The sequence below is a fragment of the Roseateles sp. P5_D6 genome, assembly GCF_054049415.1.
Window position 1 is genome coordinate 358,655 of record NZ_JBFUMK010000004.1, and the last position, 17,018, is coordinate 375,672.

A 17,018-nucleotide genomic window follows, 5' to 3' on the forward strand; every position below is an offset into this window, starting at 1 on the left:
GCCAGTCCCGCGCCGCTGTCCTACGAAAGCCGCCATCGCCGCCCAAGCACAATGTCGGCATGGATGCCGACGACTTCCAGGTCCGCGACGACCTGCAGTTCACTGACCCGCCGACGCGCATGTTCGGCGCCTGCGCCGACTGCGCCGCCGGCCGCTGCGCGCCACCGGCCCTGCGCGGCCGCCGCCTGTTCACCGGGCTGCTTGCCGCTACCGGTGCCGCAGCGTTCATGCCAGCCTGGGCACGCGAAGGCGTGGAGGTCGGGCCCAAGAGCAAGTTCACCGGCTTCGTGTCGGCCGACCAGCTGGAACAGGCCGGTGGCCAGCAGTACGCGCTGATGATGCGCGAGGCCGGCCAGCAGCGTGCCCTGGCGCCGATGGACCACCCCCAGGCCCAGAGGCTGCGCTACATCGCCCAGCGCATCATTCCCTTCAGCTACGAATGGAACGACCGCGCCCGGCAGTGGAAGTGGGAAGTCAACCTGCTGGCCAGCGCGCAGCTGAACGCCTTCTGCATGCCGGGCGGCAAGATCGCGTTCTTCTACGGCATCCTCGACAAGCTCAAGCTGGAAGACGACGAGGTCGCCGCCATCATGGGCCATGAGGTCGCGCATGCGCTGCGCGAGCATGCCCGCGAGCGCGTCGGCAAGTCGGCGTTCACGAACGGCATCGTCGAACTCGGCTCGGCCTTGCTGGGGTTGGGCAACGTGGGCCGCGGCCTGGCCGGCATGGGGGCCCAACTGGTCAACCTGCGCTTCAGCCGCGACGACGAAAGCGAGGCCGACCTCGTCGGCATCGAGCTGTCCGCCCGTGCGGGCTATGACCCCGCCGCCGCCGTGCGCCTGTGGGAAAAGATGATGACGGCCAACAAGGGCGCGCCACCGCAATGGCTGTCCACCCACCCGGCCAGCACGACGCGCATCCGCGACATCCAGGCCAACCTGCCCAAGGTCGAGGGCCTCTACAAGCGCGCAGCCAAGCCGGACCAGCGCTTCCCGGTTGCGCCGCCGCTGCAGGTCAGGTCGCGGTAGCTACCAGCGCGCTGGCAGGCTCTTGAGTCGCTGGTATTCGCCGGCCGCCACGCGCCTCAGGTAGCCGCCCAGCTCCAGGTCCTTGACGAGCTTGGACACCATCTCACGCGAGCAGCCCAGGCGCTGGGCCATGCCCTGGTGGGTGAGCGCCAGGTGGCGGCCATCGCCGGTGGTCTCGTCGACGAGGTTCTTGAGCCGGCCGTAGACATCGTTGAGCGCCAGCTGCTTGGTCGACAGCGTTGCGGCGCGGGCGCGACGGATGACCTTGGTCAGCAACTCGAAGGCAAATTCGGGGTGCTCGCTGATGTGGGTCAGCAGGCTGGCCCGCGTGACCATGACCAGGCGGCTGCCTTCTTCGGTGATGACGCTGGCCGAGCGCGGCCCCCCGTCCAGGCTCATCTCGCCGACGTATTCGCCGGGGCCATAGACGCCGTAGGTGATCTCGCGGCCACGGGCGTCGCTGCTGAAGGCGCGCAGCGAGCCGGAGAGGATCAGATAGAGGTTGTCGCCGAGCGAGCTCTCCTCGATCAGCACGATGCCCTTGCGATAGCTGCGTGCAATGCCGCGCGCGGCCAGCTGCCGCAGCGAGGGCGGCAGGGCCAGGAGTTCGTTGTCGAGCGTGTCGTCAGGCATCCGGCGGCGCTCTGAGCATTTGGCTCCGGAGCGCGGTCGAATGTTAGTGCTTGCGGGCCGAGCGCCGGGCCGTCCCTAGCCGGCCCGCCTTGGGCGATGTGCTTGCCGGTCGATCCGGCAAGCATCGCCGTCCCCTCGGGGGACCGGTCAACGTACCCGTTGGACGAGGGGATTCAATTGACCAGCTTGGCCGGCCGCAGCGACGAAACAAGCGGCGGCAGCAAGGCCAACTGCCGCATCAGCTCGCCGATGCTGTCGGCGCCGCTCTTGGCGCGGATGCTCTGGATCTGGCTGCGCACCGTCGAGATCGCCACGCCCTGGCGCTGCGCGACCTCGGTCGGCTTGACGCCGTTGGACAGCGCCTTCAGCACCTCGGTCTCGGCCGGCGTCAGCTGGTAGCGCAGCGCGAACCACTGTGCAGCCAGGTCGCCGCAGAGCTGGCGGCGCTCCAGGATCAGCAGCACCGCCGCCTGGTTGACATCGCGGTTCAGCGGCACGACGACGACATTGGCGCGGCCGCATTCGGCGCGATCGTCACCCAGGCGCAGCAGGCAGCGCCGGCCACTTGCCTCGGCGCCCTCCAGCGCATCGGCCAGAGGCACCGCGTCGGTCAGCAGGCGGGCCCGCAGATGCTGGCCGACGAGCTCCAGCGGGTGGTTGTCATCCAGCGACGCCCGCGCCGCGAGATTGCTGTGAAGCACACGGCCCGCGCCGTTGAGAAGCACGACGCCGTGGTCGAGCTCCTCCAGCACAAGGCCCATCCATTGGTTGGAAAGCGAGGCCGCCTGACGGCGCTCGCGAGGACGGGAGCCCGGGACCTGCCCCGGCTGCACAAACTCGGACATCCACATCGAAGCACTCCTCGGCCCACCCCATGCGAGCCCTCATCAAAGAGTAGGAGAGCACGTTTCGCTTCGGGCGTAAATGTTGCTGGATGTGTTTGTGAACGAATTACCTCCAACCGCCGTTCAAACGACATCGGCAACATAGGGATTGCTGCGGCGCTCTCTTCCGATGCTGCTTTCCGGCCCATGGCCTGGAATGAAAACGGTGTCGTCACCCATCGGCCAAAGGCGCTGGCGAATGGCGTCGAGCAGCTGCTGGTGGTTGCCGCCAGGGAAGTCGGTCCGGCCGATGCCGCCAGCGAACAGCACGTCGCCGACGAAGGCCCGCTGCGCCGAGGCGGAGTGGAAGACGACATGACCCGGCGTGTGGCCGGGGCAATGGCGCACGGCCAGGGTCTCATGGCCGATCTGCACCGTGTCGCCATCGTCCAGCCAGCGGTCGGGCTTGAAACCTTCCGCTGGCGGGAAGCCAAACATCTTGCTTTGCTGTGCCAGACCGTCGATCCAGAACTGGTCGCCGGGATGCGGCCCGATGATGGGCAGGCCCTGTTCGCGGGCCAGCTGGCCAGTGCCGCCGGCATGGTCGATGTGCGCGTGGGTGAGCCAGATGGCCTTCAGGTTCAGCCCGCGCTCGCTGACGGCGGCCAGCAAACGCGGCAGCTCACCGCCGGGGTCGATGACGGCGGCGTCTTTCGTGACGTCGCACCAGACAAGGGAGCAGTTCTGCTGAAAGGGCGTGACGGGGACGGTCAGGTATTGCAGGGCCATTCGGGTGAAAGCTGATAACAAGTTTCGAACTGAAGGTCAATGTATCGAATCGGCCCACCGAGCTTCACCGAATGCCAATGTCAAAGTTTCGAAGCCCTTGGGCCGCAAGCAACGTATGAATCGGAAACGAAGCAAGCTGCCGAGGGGCTAGCGCGCGTGAGCAGGCCATGCGCAGAACTCAATCCTCAAACCCGCACAAACCCGTCCGCACTCCACGCCTGCGAGCCCACGCCGTGGTGCACGAAGAAGAGACCATCGGGGTCGTACCGCGCCTTCACGGCCCGCAGCCGCGCGGCGTTGGCGCCCCAGAACTCGCGCTGCCAGTCGGCGTTGAAGAAGTTGCTCTCCGACACATAGGAGCCTGACCTCGGCGCCACGCGGCGCAGCGCGGCGGCGGCGGCATCAATGGCGCGCGCGTTGCGGTGCGCGTTGGTCAGGTCGGGCGGGGTGCGGGCCAGGCCCGGGTAGGCGGGCGCCTCGCCGTCGGCCATGATGACCAGCGCGAACGACTCGCACACCGCCGGGTTGGTGGCCGTGTTGGCGGCGCTGGCCAGTGCCGCGGGCGGCGCGCCGGCCAAGCCCTTGTTGAAGTGCAGGTCCAGGTGCTTGTGGCGTGTGCTGTCCAGCAGCGCCTGCACCATGCGGGCGCGCTCGCCGGGCTGCAGCAGCGCGGCGGGCAGCCAGAGGGACTCATAGCCGTGTAGCCAGGCGCCCACCTGGGCCTGGTCGCCTTTCCACCAGCCGTGGTGCTTGGGCGCGCCCTCGCGCGTGTCGGGGATCATGGAGCCGTTGCCCTCCATCCTCCACCAGCCGCGCGCATCGTCCGCCCACGCGCCGGGCTCCTCCACCACGCTGAAGTCCTCGGGCGAGCCCTTCACCCAGTCGAAGAACGGCGCCCACACCTGCTGCGCCTGCGCCTTTTCCAGGCCCTGGCACACCATGGAGATCTTGAGCGTGTTGTCCGGCCCGAACGACGCCTGCTCGCCCCAGTGCGGGTTGAAGAGTGAGTCGGCATAGAAGTCCACGAACCGCGCCACGAGGCGCCGGTAGGCCGCGTCGTCGCGGGCCTTGAACTTGCCCCATGCCGCGCCGAAGTGCTGCGGCAGTTCGTGCGTACGCAGCGTCACGCGCGTCACCACGCCCCAGCTGCCACCGCCTCCGCCCTTCAGCGCCCAGAACAGCTCAGGGTCTGACCGCTCATTGACCGTGCGTACCTGCCCATCGGCCGTCACGATCTCGGCCTCCAACAGGCTGGACGCCGCCGTGCCAAAACCCTTGGAGAAGCTGCCAAAGCCCCCGCTCTGGATGAGCCCCGCCACGCCCACGTCCGTGCAGCCGCCGCCTTGCACATAGCGGCCAGCCAATGTCGTCACCGCATGGTACAGGTCAATCCACACCGCACCCGCCTGCGCGGACACCGCCGGCACCGGCGCCACCTTGCCCTCGCAGCCCTTGGGCACGAAGCCGTCGTGCAACGTCACCTCGTTCATCGCCCGCGTCCAGATCAACAGCGAGTCCGGCGCGTTGGACGTGCCCTGGTAGCTGTGCCCCGCGCCCTTCACCACCAGCCGCAGGTTGTGCTCGCGCGCGAAGTTCACGCCCGCCACCACGTCCACCGTGCTGCCGGCCTTGATCACATAGGCACTCGCCGCCGGCGTCCACGCGTCCAGGTAGCCCGACACCTGTGTGCCCCCGGCCTGGTCGCCCACGAAGAACGGGTTGCGCAGATTCTTCATCAGCACGCTGCAAGCCGCCGCGACGGGGCTGGCCGCGCACGGCGCCATCAGCGGCTCCACGGCCGACAGGCGCCCGCCCACCGCGTCCTTGAGCCGCTGCCACTGCGCGGCGTCGGGCCAGTCCGGGTCCGTCGGCCGCTTGCGCCGCCGCGCCCGGCCCTGTGCATGGGTGACCATCGGCAGCGCCGCCATGGCCGCTGCGCCTTGAAGAAGATGTCTACGAAGCAACGTGAACTCCCTGGGTCATTGGATGAGCACCAGCATTCCACGGCGCTGCGCGCCTGGCAGGCGCGTTGGGGTGAATGGTGGGGCGAGCGGGGCCAGCGGCTGGCCCGCTGGAAAGACGGGCTAAGGCTCGCAGCGCGCCGCCGGATGACCCACGGCGCGATAGAACGACGCCACATGCAGCGCCTGCGAGAACCGCCCGGCCTCGATGTCGCCGCTGATGGCCGCCTGCGCTATGAAGCTGACCTCGATCTCCTCCGACGGGTCGAGCGACTGGGCCGATGCATGGGCCAGGTCGGCCGCAGCGCCGCTGCTATTGCTTGCGGTCGCTCGGCGACCGCCCCAGGCCGAACAGCAGGACGCCACCGAGCAGAGCGGTGATCAGCGACGCCATGCCTGATCCGAACAAGGGATGGTGCCCCCACAGGGCCAGATCATGGTGCTTGATGGCATGGCCGAACGACAGGCCCAGGAAGGCCAGGCCGACGAGCGCGGCGAACAGCAGCAGCGATACGAAAGCGTGTTGAGCATTCATGTGACTTCCTCAGACTGCAACTTCGAATGGCGGTTTTAGCCAAGGCACCGAAGGTTGGCGAGGCCCAGTTTGAGTGGGGCGTCATCAAGCATGAGGACTTCGCCACGTTTCCGGCACCCAAAATACTGTTTAAATCAACAGTATCATGCCGGATCGCCGTTGCCAGGTGTGAGGTGCACGCCAAGGCGTTCAATCCCGGCGGCCCAAGGGTCGCCGGGCTTTTTTGTCATCGTGGGGTCGCCAGACAATCCGCCCTGCCATGCCACGCCGACAGCGCCGCGATCACCACCACGTCTATGTCGTGCTGCTGTCTGAACGCGTCTGGAACGAGCCAGCCTTTCGCAAGGCCAACCCCGGCCATGACATCGTCAAGCCCTGCCTGTACGTTGGCATGACGGGCCTGGACCCGGACCTGCGCTTTGACAGGCACATGGCCGGTGTGCAGGCCAATCGTTTCGTCCTGAAGTACGGCGTGCGCCTGATGCCCGAGCTTTACGAGTTCTACAACCCGATGCCCTACGACGCGGCGCGCGACATGGAAGTGGAACTGGCCATCGGCCTGCGTGAGGCGGGCTACGCGGTGTGGCAGGCGTAGACGGGAAAGAGCGGCGTCAGCTCAGTCCCTGAGACCACGTGCCCAGACGCGGTCGGCAGCCTCGAACATCGTGCGGCCGTCCAGCATGGCCGGGTCGCGGACAAGGGCCAACCAGTCCAGCGTGTCGTGGTGGCTGCCGGGAATCAGGTCGGTCGACCGTTCCGCCACGAGCCAGGCATGCAGCCTGGCATACAGCGCGGGGTGGCGCGCCTGCGCCCAGGCCAGGCCAACGAGATCGCCATAGGCTTCCTCACGCCGCGTGGACCGCATGGCCAGCCAGGCCTGCTGCAGATCCGCGGCCAGGCCGTCCGGGGGCTTGGCGGCGACGAAGCCGGCCGGCACACCATGCCAGGCGCCATCGAGATAGCGGCGGCAATGGCCCAGTTCATGGGCGGCCATCAGCTCCAGGGCCGGGCCGCGCAGCGCGGGGTCGATGGCGTCGATCTGGCGCTGGCCTTCGGGGTTGCCGCGCATCGACAGCACCAGCTTGCAGCGGCCATCGACAAAACCCAGCGCGAGCGGCGCCGTGCCGGGCTCGGCCTGGGGCTGCACGACGATGTCCACCGGCAGGGCGAGCGCCTGGCGAGCATGGGCAATGACGGGCGTGATGCCCTGCAGCCAGCGCATTTCCAGGGCGGTCAGATCGGCGGCGTGAGCGGTCTGCGACAGCGCGACACACACAAAAGCAAAGGTGGAAAAAAGACGTCTCAGCACGGCAGACACTCCTTGAGAGCATCTTCGGGCGTGACCGGACGAGACTTGACTGCCCCGTGCCGCGCATCCGTGAACTATGCGGACCAAAGCCGGGCTAAGGTGTATCCATGAAAACCATGCGCGACCTGATGACGCCGCCGGCCCATATCCAGGGCCGCGTCGAGACCATCATCGTGCGCGGCGCACCGCGCGACCGGGCCCGACGCATCGAGCAGACGACGGCGTTGGCCGGCATTGGCCTGGCCGACGACCGGCTCGGCCAGCGCGGCGAGGCCGAGCTGTCGACGCGCCAGGTCACGCTGATCCAGCTGGAGCACCTGCCGCTGATCGCGGCATTTGCGCGCAGCGGCCCGATCGACCCGGTCGGCCTGCGCCGCAACCTCGTCATCTCCGGCATCAACCTGCTGACGCTGAAGAACGCCAAGGTCCGCATCGGCGCGGCGCTGATCGAGATCGTCGGCCCCTGCGCCCCCTGCTCGCGCATGGAGGAGGTCATCGGCCCGGGCGGCTATGCGGCGATGCGCGGCCATGGCGGCATGACGGCGCGCATCCTCGAGGGCGGCGCCATCCGCGTCGGTGACGTGGTGAGCGTGGGCCAAGCCGTCCTCATCTAGTCCGCACGTTCGACGATGTGGCGCCCGAACTGCACGCATCGCTATCCTGCCCGCCGATCGGGAGGCTACGTGATATGAAAATTGAGCAGGCGTACTACATCAAACTGGGACGCGGGGGCGAATGGGAGTCAAGTGCAATTGCCGGCAACAAGCTTCGTTTGGGCTGGCGCAATCAAAGCATCGAAGACGTTAACGCGGGTCGTTGGGAACTGATTGAGCAGCAACTGCGCCTTGAAAGCCAAGGAAAATTGGGCGTCGGTACAACCGACCTGAACCGCCTGCAGGACATCACGAACTCCGGCCCAAATGACGTTTGGGTGACCTTCCACTTAGCCAAGATGTGGTGGACTCGGCTACTTCCGGGGCCAGTTGAACAGGATGAGATTTCCAAGTTCCGCCGCACCACAGGATGGTCCGACGTCGGTGGCGAGAAGACCTTGTTCGCAAACGAGTTGCCCGGCCGTCTGGCGCAATTGCAGGCGTTTCGGGGCACCGTCTGCAGAGTGACTGATAAAAGCCTGCTGACCCGGGTTCTGACCGGCGAACGGAGCCCACTGTCATCCTCAATAGCCCTTTCTCGCGCCGACCTATCCAATTCGCTCTCGCGAGCCATTTGCGAATTGCATTGGAAAGACTTCGAGACGCTGGCGGATATGGTTTTCCGACATGCCGGCTGGATTCGAAACAGTGTGCTCGGCCAGCAGGCGAAGGCGCTCGACCTGGAACTTATTGAGCCGCTGACTCGCTCCAAGTACGTCGTGCAGGTGAAGTCACAGGCTGGTGTGCGAGATCTGGAAGAAACCATCAAGAGCTTCTCCAAGGACAACTATCGCCGGGTGTATTTCGTCGTTCACACACCGACACCGGAGCTGCGCTTCTACGACCGGCTGCCTGACCATGTCGAGTTGCTCCTGCCCGAACGGCTAGGCGAACTCGCCTTGGAGGCAGGTCTGACACATTGGATAGAAGCAAAGGTCGCATGAGCCGACTCAGTCTGGTCATGACCCAGACGTTCTGCGTCCCAGCGCGCTACCAGCCCTTCAAATCGCTGTTCGCTGTTCGCTGCCCGCGCGCCCGCTCCAACACCCGCTGCGCGCTGGTCGTCGCACTGAGCTGATCTTGCAGAAACTGCGCCAGCCGCGGCTGCTGGCTGAAGGCGGCGTTGAAACGGATGTGCGAGTCGCGAGCGCCATCGGCCGCGAAGGTGGCGCCGCGCACCAGCAGGATGCCGGCGCGAAAAGCCTCCTTCACGACGTTGTCCACGTCGACGCCGGCCGGCAGCGTGCCCCACAGGAACAGGCCGCCCTCGCCCGGATGCTCAAGCAGCACGCCGGCCTGGCGCAGCTGCAGCGTTGCCGCGGCGCGGGCCGCGGCCAGGCGCTGCTGCAGGCGGTCCAGGTGCTTGCGCCAGCGGCCGGCGGCCAGCACTTCCAGCAGCACGTATTCGTTGAGCGCGGCCGTCGTCAGCACCGAGATGATCTTCTCGCGCATCAGCGCCTTCAGCAGCGCCGGCTCGGCCGCCATATAGCCCAGGCGCAGCGCCGGGCTCATGGCCTTGCAGAAGCTGGAGTAGTAGATGACGCGGTCCAGCCCCGAGAGCTGGGCCAGCCGCGTCGGCGCGCCGGGGTGGAAGTGGCCCTGCACGTCGTCCTCGGCGATCAGGAAGTCGTGGCGCTGGGCCAGCATCAGCACCCGGTGCAGGTTGGCGGCCGTGCTGCCCCAGCCGGTGGGGTTGTGCAGCACGCTCTGGATGAAGAGCAGGCGTGGGCGGTGCTGCGTGCAGGCGGCGTCCAGCGCCTCCAGGTCGATGCCGTCGGGCCGTCGCGGCACCGGCACGATGGTCACGCCGGCCTGGCGCAGGCGGTCAAAGAGCAGGAAATATCCCGGCGTCTCGACGGCGACCGTATCGCCCGGGCGCAGGAAGGCGCGGCAGATCAGGTCGATGGCCTGGGTGCCGCCATAGGTCGTCAGGATGCGGCCGGCATCCACGGCCACGCCCTGGCTGCGCAGCAGCATCGCGATGCGCTCGCGCAGCTCAGGCAGGCCCTGCGGCGGGCAGCGCGAAGCCATGCCGGCCGTGGCGCGGGCCAGGCCGCGCTGCACGGCGGCCGCGGGGATGGCGTCTTCCAGCCAGGTGGCCGGCAGCGCGCCGCTGCTGGCCAGCAGCACGCCGGCCTTCTGGTCGTTCGCCTGCTGGGCCAGCCAGACAGCCTCCTGCTCCTCGCCGGCTTCCACGCGGGCGGCGTCGGGCATGGCGTCGGCCGGGCCCTCGGCGACGAAGAAGCCGGCGGTGCCGCGCGAGTCGATGAGGCTGGCAGCGACGAGGCGGTCGTACGCGACGACGACGGTGTTGGGGCTGACGCCCAGCCGCGACGCGAGCTGGCGGATGGAGTTCAGCCGTGCGCCGGGCGGCAGCTGGCTGCTGGCGATCAGCGCGTGCAGGCGCTGCTCGATCTGATCGGCCAGCGGCGTCGGGGAGTCGCGGTCCAGAGAAAACATCAGCGCAGCAGCATCAGGGCCAGCACAACCAGGGAGGTGGCCATGATGACATTGAAGGCGCGTCGTCGCGCCGGGCTGGACAGGAAGCGGGAAATGCCGACGCCGAACAGCGCCCACATCGAGACGCAGGGAAAACCGATGAGGGCGCCCGCGAAGCTGACGAACAAGGCGCCGCTGACGATGCTCCACTGCGCCGGCATGAAGACCGACGCCACCGTCACCGCGCGGATCCAGCTCTTGGGGTTCACCGCCTGGAACAGCGCGGCCTCCGCGAACCCGACCCGTTCCGGCGGCCGGCCATTGGCGGCGGGCGCCACGGCCAGCTTCCAGGCCAGCACCAGCATGTAGAGGGTGCCGGCCAGCTTCAACATTTCGTGCAGCACCGGCCAGGCCGTGAAGACGGCACCCAGGCCCGCACAGGTCGCGAAGGTCAGCACGGCCACGCCGGTGTTGGTGCCCAGGATGGCCGGCAGCGTGCGCCGGTAGCCGTAGTGGGCGCCGTTGGCCACCAGCATCATGTTGTTGGGGCCAGGGGTGCTGGACATCAGCAGGCAGTAGGTGGCGAAGGGCAGCATCTCGTTCATGGGGCCATTGCAGCGCCCGGCGGCTGGGACGTGAAGCTACAGCGCGCGGTGCCGTGCGGCGTGCTGTATCAATGCGGCGACCGACACAATGGCCGTATGAGCTTCACCCTTCGCGCCGCCTGGGCCCTGGCCGCTGCCGTCGCCGCACCCGTCTGGGCCGAGCCGCCCGCCTACCGCACCCAGGGCCAATGCGACGGCCTGCCCGCCATCACCTCGTTGAAGGTCGCGCCCGAGTTCTGCCTCGCATTGGCCGCCTCCAACCTGGGCCGGCCACGCGGTGTGCTGGCGCTCAGTGCCAACCGCCTGCTCGTCACCGACATGGGCAACTGGAACCCCGGCCATGGCCGGCTGCTGGAGCTGACCCGCGAGCCGGGCCAGCCCTTCAGGGTCACGGTGCTGCTGAAGGGCCTGGACCGCCCGCACGGTCTGCGCAAGGACGCTCAGGGCCATGTGCTGCTGGCCGAGGCGCACCGGATCAGCCGCGTCGAACTGCCCGCGGGCCGGCTGCAGCCCCTCGTCACCGAGCTGCCCACCCAGGGTCGGCACCCGCTCAAGTCTTTCGCCGTCGACGCCGCCGGCGCCCTCTTCGTCAACTACGGCGCGCCGAGCGACCATTGCGAGGCCATGGACGGTGTCGCGGCCGGCACGGCCCAGGGTTGCGGCCAGACGGGCGGCAAGGCGCCGCTGGCGGCGGTCTGGAAGTTCACGCCGAAAGATGGCGGCGCATGGGAGGGCCAGCCCTTCGCGTGGGGCCTGCGCAATTCCGTCGGGCTGGCTTTCCACCCCGACAGCGGCGAGCTCTGGCAGGCCGAGAACAGCCGCGACAGCCTGCCCGGCGACAAATACGACAAGGCAAGCCCGCCCGATGAACTCAATCGCGTCGAACCCGGCCGCCACTACGGCTGGCCGCATTGCACCGGCACCGACATCCTGGACAGCAGCTTCGGCGCGCACAGCTGCCAGGACTTCACCCCACCGGTGAAGCTGCTGCCGGCGCATGCCGCGCCGCTGGGCATGCTGTTCTACGGCAAGGCCGGGCCGGCGAAATGGCAGGGCAGCCTCGTCATGACCTGGCATGGCTACCAGCCGACGGGCCACCGGCTGATGGCCTGGCGCTTCGATGGCAAACACCAGCCCATGGGCGAGCCGCTGGCGCTGATCGCGGGATGGAGCGCCCAGGCCGGCAAGCACCCGATGGGCGCGCCGGTCGATGTCGACCAGGACGAGCAAGGCCGCCTGTGGATCACCGAGGACCGCAATGGCGACCTGCTGCTGCTCGCGCCGCGCTAGTCCATGGACTCGCTGATCTCCGCCGCAGCCCGCGCCCTGGCCGCCGGCGATGCGCTGGCGGCACTGAAGCGCGTCGCGCTGCGCGAGGACCCGCCTGCGCTGGCCTTGCGCGGCATCGCGATGGCCCAGCTCGGCGAGCTGGCCCGGGCGCGCGAGCTGCTCAGGCGCGCGGCCCAGGGCTTTGGCGCGCAGGAGGCCACGGCACGGGCGCGCTGCGTCGTCGCCGAGGCAGAGGTGGCGCTGGCCATGCGCGACTTCAGCGCCGCACCGCGCGCGCTGGAGGCCGCCATGGCCGCGCTCGAAACGCGCGGCGACCGCGTCAACGCGCTGCAGGCCCGACTGATCGCGGCGCGGCGGCAATTGCTGTTGGGCCGACTCGATGCCGCCTCGGCCTTGCTCGCGCCGCTTGACGACCAGACATTGCCACCCCTGCCCGCCGCCGTGGCCGCCCTGGCCGCAGCGGAACTGGCGCTGCGCTCGCTGCGCATGGACGACGTGCATGCCGCCCTCGTGCGCGCCCGTAACGCTGCCGCACGGGCCGGCGTGCCGGCGCTGATGGCCGAGGCCGACGACGCTGCTGCCGTGCTCGACCGCACCGCCGCACGCCGGCTCGTGGCCGGCGCCTGGCAGCCGCTGCGCCTGCACGAGGTGGCCGCGCTGATGGACTCGGGTGCCGTCGTTGTCGACGCATGCCGCCACGCGCTGAGTGCCGGGGAGTTGCGCGTGCCACTCGCCCGCCGCCCCGTCCTGTTCACGCTGTTGCGGGCCCTCGCCGAGGCCTGGCCGGGCGAGGCCGAGCGCGACACGCTGATTGCCCGCGCCTTTCGCATCCGCGAGGTCGACGAAACCCATAGAGCGCGGCTGCGCGTCGAGATTGGAAGGCTGCGGGCCCTGGTCAAGCCCGTCGCCGGCATCGAGGCGACCGCACGCGGTTTTGCGCTGCGCGCTCCGGAGGTGGCCGTGCTCTCGCCACCGATGGAAGGCGAGGCCAGCGAGCTGCTGGCCCTGCTGTCCGACGGTGCCGCCTGGTCCACGTCGGCCCTGGCCCTGGCCCTGGACGCCAGCCAGCGCACCGTGCAACGCGAGCTGGCCGAACTGGAGGCCGCAGGCCGCGTGCGCGCCATCGGCCAGACGCGCTCGCGGCGCTGGCTGGCGCCGCCGCTGACCGGATTCACGACGATCTTGTTACTCCCCGCCGCGCTGCAGCTTGGCTAAGGTTCGCCCATCGCAAGGAGCAAACCATGAACACAGTGATCCACCCCGCCGAGATCGTCCGCGAATACGGCCCCTTCGAAGGCGGCAAGAGCGTCGCCGGCGTCACSCAYGACGGYCRGCGYGTCTGGGCCGCCACCGGCGCCRSSMTSGTCGCCTTCGACCCCGCCAGCGGCGAGGCCCAGCAGCGCATCGAGCGCCCCTGCGACGCCGGCACCGCCTTCGACGGCCGCTACCTCTGGCAGCTCGCCGAAGCCCGCATCGACAAGATCGACCCCGCCACGGGCAGCGTCGTTGCCTCCATCCCGGCGCCGGGCCAGGGTGGCGACTCCGGCATGGCCTGGGCCGAGGGCAGCCTGTGGGTGGGCCAGCACCGCGGCCGCAAGATCCACCAGATCGACCCCGCCACCGGCGCCATCCAGCGCACCATCGAGTCCAACCGCTTCGTGACAGGCGTGACCTGGGTCGATGGCGAACTCTGGCACGGCACCTGGGAGGACGACGCCAGCGAGATCCGCCGCATCGACCCCGCCGATGGCAGCGTGCTTGAAAGCCTGCAGATGCCCGCCGGCACCAATGTCAGCGGCCTCGAATCCGACGGCGCTGACTTGTTCTACGCCGGTGGTGGCGGCACCGGCAAGGTCCGCGCTGTGCGCCGACCCAAGCGCGCTTAACCACTGAATTCCCCTGAGCAGAACTCACCCGAACCCCGGGTGGAGCCGCTGCATTGCCTTCACCCACCCAAGGAGCCTTTGATGAACGCCCCCATTTCTCATCCTGTCGTCACCCGCGATCTCTGGATCGCCGAACGCAAGAACCTGCTCGCCCGCGAGAAGGAACTGACCCGGCTGCGCGACCAGGTCGCCGAAGAGCGCCGCACCCTGCCCTGGGTGCGCCTGGACGACAACGCCTACGTCTTCGACACGCCGGCCGGCCCGCGCAAGCTGAGCGAGCTGTTTCAGGGCCGGCGCCAGCTGTTGGTACAGCACTTCATGTTCGGCCCCGGCTGGGAGCAGGGCTGCAAGAGCTGCTCTTTCATGGCCGACCACCTGGACAGCATGGCGCCCCACCTGGCCCAGCGCGACATCGCGCTGCTGGCGGTGTCGCGCGCGCCGCTGGCCGACCTCGAGGACTTCAAGCGCCGCATGGGCTGGCAATTCGCCTGGGCCTCGTCCAACGGCAATGACTTCAACCGCGACTTCCACGTCAGCTTCACGCCGGCGGACCGGGTCGACGGCGAGGTCTATTACAACTTCCACATGACGCCCTTCCCGAATGAAGAGGCGCCCGGCATCAGCATCTTCTGCAAGGACGACGACGGCCAGGTCTTCCACACCTACTCGACCTTCGGCCGTGGCGTGGAAGTGATGATGGGCAGCTACAACCTCATCGACCTGACACCCAGGGGCCGCGATGAGGCGGGCCTGAGCTACACGATGGAGTGGGTGCGCCACCATGACCGCTACGAGTCGCAGGCCCCGGCGCCAGCGGCCTGCTGCGGCCGATCATGAAGCCCCTCGCCCAAGGAGTACCTTGGTCGGTCCCCCGTGGGGACGGCGATGCTTGCGGCATCGAGCCGCAAGCACATCGCCTGCGCGGGCCGGCTAGGGAGCGGCCCGGCGCTCGGCCCGAAGGCGGACGCTGACATGGACCTCTGGCCTTGGTTCGCGCTGGCCGGCGCCGGCGCCCTGCACGGCCTGAACCCGGCCACCGGCTGGGGCCTGGCCGCCTGCTCGCAGGACGCACGCCGCGCGCTGCTGCCGATCGCGCTCGGGCATGCCGGCGCAATCGGCGGCGTGGCGGTGCTGGTGGCGCTGGGCGGGTCCATGGGCAGCGGGCAACTTTTGTGCGGCCTGCTGTTGCTGCTGGCGCTGGCGCTGCGGCGCGCCAAGACCGGGCTGGCGTTGTGGTCCTGCCTGGTGGCCAGTGCTCATGGCAGCGGCATGATGCTGGTGCCAGCATTGGTGCCGCTATGCCTGAGTGCCTCACCGGCCCGCGAGATCACTGCCTCGGGCTCGCTGCTGCTGGCCTTGGCGGCCGTGGCCGTCCACATGGCGGCGATGCTGGCCGTGACGGCAGCCCTGGCCCTCGTGGGGAAACGGTGGATTTCTATACTGGCCGCCCTTGCCAACCGCCTGCGCGGCGCCCGCCATGACCCAAGCCCTCACTCCTCCGTCAACGCCCGCGCCCGGTGATGAACTGCAGGCTGTCGTCGAGGCCTTGCGCGACGAACGCAGGCGCTGGCGCGAGGCGCACCGCCGCGGCGGCGACGGCCGCGAGCTGCCGTCGCGCGAGCTGCTGGCAGGCATGGTGCAGTGCCTGTCGGGCGCGCTGTTCCCGATGCGCCTGGGGCCGCCAACGCTGCAGCCCGAGAACGAGGACTTCTACGTCGGCCACACCATCGGCACCGCCATGGCAACACTGCGCCAGCAGGCCGCGCTGGAGCTGCGCCACGAGGCCCGCCAGCGTGGCGATGACACACCCAGCCAGGATGCCGCCGAGCTGGCCACTCGCTTCCTGCGCACCCTGCCCGGCGTGCGCGTGCTGTTGGACAGCGACGTGCTCGCCGCCTACCAGGGCGATCCGGCGGCGCGCAGCGTCGACGAGGTGCTGCTGTGCTACCCCGGCGTGCGCGCCCTGATCAGCCACCGCCTCGCGCATGAGCTCTACAAGCTCGGCCTGCCGCTGATCGCCCGCGTCGTCGCCGAGCTGGCCCATGCCGACACGGGCATCGACATCCACCCCGGCGCCACGATCGGCAGCGGCTGCTTCATCGACCATGGCACCGGCGTGGTCATCGGCGAGACGGCCGTCATCGGCGAGCGCGTGCGCATTTATCAGAACGTCACGCTGGGCGCCAAGAGCTTCCCCACCGACGGCGACGGCAATCTCGTCAAGGGCCAGCCGCGCCATCCCATCGTCGAGGACGAGGCCGTCATCTATGCCGGCGCCACCGTGCTCGGACGTGTCACCATCGGCCGCGGGGCCGTCATTGGCGGCAATGTCTGGCTGACGCGCAGCGTGCCGCCGGGCAGCCTTGTCACGCAGGCGGACTCCCTGGCCGGCACAACCTGAAACAGCGAGCGCCCGCCGTGGCGCTAAGGTGGTGGCATGCAAGCCGATGAACAAGAGATCCGTGATCTCGTGACGACTTGGATCGCCGCCACGCGCGAGGGCGATGTCCAGGCCGTGCTCGCACTGATGACGGATGACGCCGTCTTCCTGACGCCCGGCCGGGCCCCGATGACCAAGAGCGATTTCGCCAAGGCCGCCGAGGGCCAGGCACGCGGCAAGGCGCCGAAGTTCGACGGGCACAGCGAGATGCTGGAGATCCAGGTGCTGGGCGACTGGGCCTTCATGCGCACCCGCCTGAGCGTGACCGCCACACCGCCGGATGGTTCGCCGCCGACACGCCGCGAGGGCCACACGCTGACGCTGCTGCGCAAGGACGGTGGCCGCTGGAAGCTGGCGCGTGATGCCAACCTGCTGGCGCCGGTAGCCTAGCTGTGATGTCTCGATAGGTTGTTCACCCGACCTGGTCTGGGAGACTGGAGTTACGACGCTTCAGAACTCTCAGATGAAGGTGGCCGGGTGAACAGCCATAAGAATGCCAGATTGACGTACCAAGGTCGGCTTTTGCTGATCGAACGCATCAGCGTGATGGGCTTGGCGTTGGCCGCACAGGCCGCCGGCATCAGCATGCGCACGGCGCGCAAATGGCTTGGCCGCTACAACGAGGG

Annotated in this window: 20 protein-coding genes; 12 read left to right on the top strand and 8 right to left on the bottom strand. The window is 68.8% G+C overall.

Annotation, left to right across the window (positions count from 1 at the left end; all coding sequences use genetic code 11):
* Positions 1–59: 59 nt before the first annotated feature.
* Entirely contained in the window at positions 60–1,028 is a 969-nt protein-coding gene (locus ACXJKM_RS07500) for a M48 family metallopeptidase (RefSeq protein WP_457351346.1), read from the top strand.
* On the opposite strand, the gene ACXJKM_RS07505 is transcribed toward ACXJKM_RS07500, so the two are convergent.
* The 5 genes from ACXJKM_RS07505 to ACXJKM_RS07525 form a co-directional block, all read right to left on the bottom strand.
* Positions 1,029–1,661: a Crp/Fnr family transcriptional regulator gene (locus tag ACXJKM_RS07505; RefSeq protein WP_056191593.1), complete on the bottom strand. Its 633-nt coding sequence runs from the start codon at positions 1,659–1,661 to the stop codon at positions 1,029–1,031. It abuts the gene before it with no gap.
* A 173-nt stretch (positions 1,662–1,834) separates the two neighbouring features.
* Positions 1,835–2,512: a helix-turn-helix transcriptional regulator gene (locus tag ACXJKM_RS07510; RefSeq protein ID WP_082532346.1), complete on the bottom strand. Its 678-nt coding sequence runs from the start codon at positions 2,510–2,512 to the stop codon at positions 1,835–1,837.
* Positions 2,513–2,629: 117 nt separating this feature from the next.
* Complete coding sequence (locus tag ACXJKM_RS07515; RefSeq protein WP_457351349.1) at positions 2,630–3,274, bottom strand: MBL fold metallo-hydrolase; 645 nt, start codon at positions 3,272–3,274, stop codon at positions 2,630–2,632.
* A 185-nt stretch (positions 3,275–3,459) separates the two neighbouring features.
* Positions 3,460–5,202, bottom strand: a complete 1,743-nt coding sequence (locus ACXJKM_RS07520; RefSeq protein WP_457351351.1) for an FAD-dependent oxidoreductase — start codon at positions 5,200–5,202, stop codon at positions 3,460–3,462.
* A gap of 346 nt (positions 5,203–5,548) precedes the next feature.
* Positions 5,549–5,770, bottom strand: a complete 222-nt coding sequence (locus ACXJKM_RS07525) for a hypothetical protein (protein WP_457351353.1) — start codon at positions 5,768–5,770, stop codon at positions 5,549–5,551.
* A 259-nt stretch (positions 5,771–6,029) separates the two neighbouring features.
* On the opposite strand from ACXJKM_RS07525, the gene ACXJKM_RS07530 reads away from it, so the two are divergent.
* Positions 6,030–6,365: a hypothetical protein gene (locus ACXJKM_RS07530; RefSeq protein ID WP_056191582.1), complete on the top strand. Its 336-nt coding sequence runs from the start codon at positions 6,030–6,032 to the stop codon at positions 6,363–6,365.
* Between the two features lie 21 nt (positions 6,366–6,386).
* Here the strand turns inward: ACXJKM_RS07530 and ACXJKM_RS07535 are convergent, their stop codons facing one another.
* The gene (locus tag ACXJKM_RS07535) at positions 6,387–7,079 is read right to left on the bottom strand and encodes a hypothetical protein (RefSeq protein WP_457351355.1); all 693 of its coding nucleotides are present in this window, start codon (positions 7,077–7,079) and stop codon (positions 6,387–6,389) included.
* A 107-nt stretch (positions 7,080–7,186) separates the two neighbouring features.
* Between ACXJKM_RS07535 and ACXJKM_RS07540 the strand changes: the two genes are divergently transcribed.
* Positions 7,187–7,693: an MOSC domain-containing protein gene (locus tag ACXJKM_RS07540; protein ID WP_457351357.1), complete on the top strand. Its 507-nt coding sequence runs from the start codon at positions 7,187–7,189 to the stop codon at positions 7,691–7,693.
* Positions 7,694–7,767: 74 nt separating this feature from the next.
* Complete coding sequence (locus ACXJKM_RS07545) at positions 7,768–8,676, top strand: hypothetical protein (RefSeq protein ID WP_457320248.1); 909 nt, start codon at positions 7,768–7,770, stop codon at positions 8,674–8,676.
* Between the two features lie 46 nt (positions 8,677–8,722).
* On the opposite strand, the gene ACXJKM_RS07550 is transcribed toward ACXJKM_RS07545, so the two are convergent.
* Together ACXJKM_RS07550 and ACXJKM_RS07555 are read right to left on the bottom strand one after the other, a co-directional pair.
* Positions 8,723–10,192 carry an aminotransferase-like domain-containing protein gene (locus ACXJKM_RS07550; RefSeq protein ID WP_457351359.1) on the bottom strand — a complete coding sequence of 490 codons (1,470 nt, stop codon included), beginning with the start codon at positions 10,190–10,192 and terminating at the stop codon, positions 8,723–8,725.
* Positions 10,192–10,776, bottom strand: coding sequence for a LysE family translocator (locus ACXJKM_RS07555; RefSeq protein WP_457351361.1), 585 nt, complete (start codon positions 10,774–10,776; stop codon positions 10,192–10,194). Before ACXJKM_RS07555 ends, ACXJKM_RS07550 begins: the two co-directional genes overlap by 1 nt.
* 96 nt (positions 10,777–10,872) lie before the next feature.
* Here ACXJKM_RS07555 and ACXJKM_RS07560 point away from each other — a divergent pair, with 96 nt between their 5' ends.
* The 8 genes from ACXJKM_RS07560 to ACXJKM_RS07595 all read left to right on the top strand — a co-directional run.
* Positions 10,873–12,066: a PQQ-dependent sugar dehydrogenase gene (locus tag ACXJKM_RS07560; protein WP_457351363.1), complete on the top strand. Its 1,194-nt coding sequence runs from the start codon at positions 10,873–10,875 to the stop codon at positions 12,064–12,066.
* Positions 12,067–12,069: 3 nt separating this feature from the next.
* Positions 12,070–13,281, top strand: coding sequence for a helix-turn-helix domain-containing protein (locus ACXJKM_RS07565; RefSeq protein ID WP_457351365.1), 1,212 nt, complete (start codon positions 12,070–12,072; stop codon positions 13,279–13,281).
* A 26-nt stretch (positions 13,282–13,307) separates the two neighbouring features.
* Positions 13,308–13,952 (top strand): DUF5074 domain-containing protein, encoded by a 645-nt coding sequence (locus tag ACXJKM_RS07570; protein WP_457351367.1) that lies wholly within the window; start codon positions 13,308–13,310, stop codon positions 13,950–13,952.
* Positions 13,953–14,033: 81 nt separating this feature from the next.
* Positions 14,034–14,789 carry a DUF899 domain-containing protein gene (locus ACXJKM_RS07575; protein ID WP_457351369.1) on the top strand — a complete coding sequence of 252 codons (756 nt, stop codon included), beginning with the start codon at positions 14,034–14,036 and terminating at the stop codon, positions 14,787–14,789.
* Between the two features lie 135 nt (positions 14,790–14,924).
* The gene (locus tag ACXJKM_RS07580) at positions 14,925–15,473 is read left to right on the top strand and encodes a hypothetical protein (protein WP_457351371.1); all 549 of its coding nucleotides are present in this window, start codon (positions 14,925–14,927) and stop codon (positions 15,471–15,473) included.
* Complete coding sequence (gene epsC / locus ACXJKM_RS07585) at positions 15,430–16,353, top strand: serine O-acetyltransferase EpsC (RefSeq protein WP_056191564.1); 924 nt, start codon at positions 15,430–15,432, stop codon at positions 16,351–16,353. The genes ACXJKM_RS07580 and epsC overlap by 44 nt, the downstream gene beginning before the upstream one ends.
* Positions 16,354–16,389: 36 nt before the next feature.
* On the top strand, positions 16,390–16,782 hold the full coding sequence (locus ACXJKM_RS07590) for a YybH family protein (protein ID WP_457351373.1): 393 nt from the start codon (positions 16,390–16,392) through the stop codon (positions 16,780–16,782).
* 87 nt (positions 16,783–16,869) lie between these two features.
* The coding region (locus tag ACXJKM_RS07595; protein ID WP_457351380.1) for a leucine zipper domain-containing protein at positions 16,870–17,018 on the top strand (149 nt) is incomplete at its 3' end.

Excerpts from the sequence above, each read along its gene's own strand:
- ACXJKM_RS07525 (WP_457351353.1), bottom strand. The coding sequence starts at position 5,770 with ATGAATGCTCAACACGCTTTCGTATCGCTGCTGCTGTTCGCCGCGCTC.
- ACXJKM_RS07540 (WP_457351357.1), top strand. The coding sequence starts at position 7,187 with ATGAAAACCATGCGCGACCTGATGACGCCGCCGGCCCATATCCAGGGC.
- ACXJKM_RS07560 (WP_457351363.1), top strand. The coding sequence starts at position 10,873 with ATGAGCTTCACCCTTCGCGCCGCCTGGGCCCTGGCCGCTGCCGTCGCC.
- epsC (WP_056191564.1), top strand. The coding sequence starts at position 15,430 with ATGACCCAAGCCCTCACTCCTCCGTCAACGCCCGCGCCCGGTGATGAA.
- ACXJKM_RS07555 (WP_457351361.1), bottom strand. The coding sequence starts at position 10,776 with ATGAACGAGATGCTGCCCTTCGCCACCTACTGCCTGCTGATGTCCAGC.
- ACXJKM_RS07515 (WP_457351349.1), bottom strand. The coding sequence starts at position 3,274 with ATGGCCCTGCAATACCTGACCGTCCCCGTCACGCCCTTTCAGCAGAAC.
- ACXJKM_RS07575 (WP_457351369.1), top strand. The coding sequence starts at position 14,034 with ATGAACGCCCCCATTTCTCATCCTGTCGTCACCCGCGATCTCTGGATC.
- ACXJKM_RS07565 (WP_457351365.1), top strand. The coding sequence starts at position 12,070 with ATGGACTCGCTGATCTCCGCCGCAGCCCGCGCCCTGGCCGCCGGCGAT.
- ACXJKM_RS07520 (WP_457351351.1), bottom strand. The coding sequence starts at position 5,202 with ATGGCGGCGCTGCCGATGGTCACCCATGCACAGGGCCGGGCGCGGCGG.
- ACXJKM_RS07545 (WP_457320248.1), top strand. The coding sequence starts at position 7,768 with ATGAAAATTGAGCAGGCGTACTACATCAAACTGGGACGCGGGGGCGAA.
- ACXJKM_RS07500 (WP_457351346.1), top strand. The coding sequence starts at position 60 with ATGGATGCCGACGACTTCCAGGTCCGCGACGACCTGCAGTTCACTGAC.
- ACXJKM_RS07530 (WP_056191582.1), top strand. The coding sequence starts at position 6,030 with ATGCCACGCCGACAGCGCCGCGATCACCACCACGTCTATGTCGTGCTG.
- ACXJKM_RS07505 (WP_056191593.1), bottom strand. The coding sequence starts at position 1,661 with ATGCCTGACGACACGCTCGACAACGAACTCCTGGCCCTGCCGCCCTCG.
- ACXJKM_RS07510 (WP_082532346.1), bottom strand. The coding sequence starts at position 2,512 with ATGTGGATGTCCGAGTTTGTGCAGCCGGGGCAGGTCCCGGGCTCCCGT.
- ACXJKM_RS07550 (WP_457351359.1), bottom strand. The coding sequence starts at position 10,192 with ATGTTTTCTCTGGACCGCGACTCCCCGACGCCGCTGGCCGATCAGATC.
- ACXJKM_RS07580 (WP_457351371.1), top strand. The coding sequence starts at position 14,925 with ATGGACCTCTGGCCTTGGTTCGCGCTGGCCGGCGCCGGCGCCCTGCAC.
- ACXJKM_RS07590 (WP_457351373.1), top strand. The coding sequence starts at position 16,390 with ATGCAAGCCGATGAACAAGAGATCCGTGATCTCGTGACGACTTGGATC.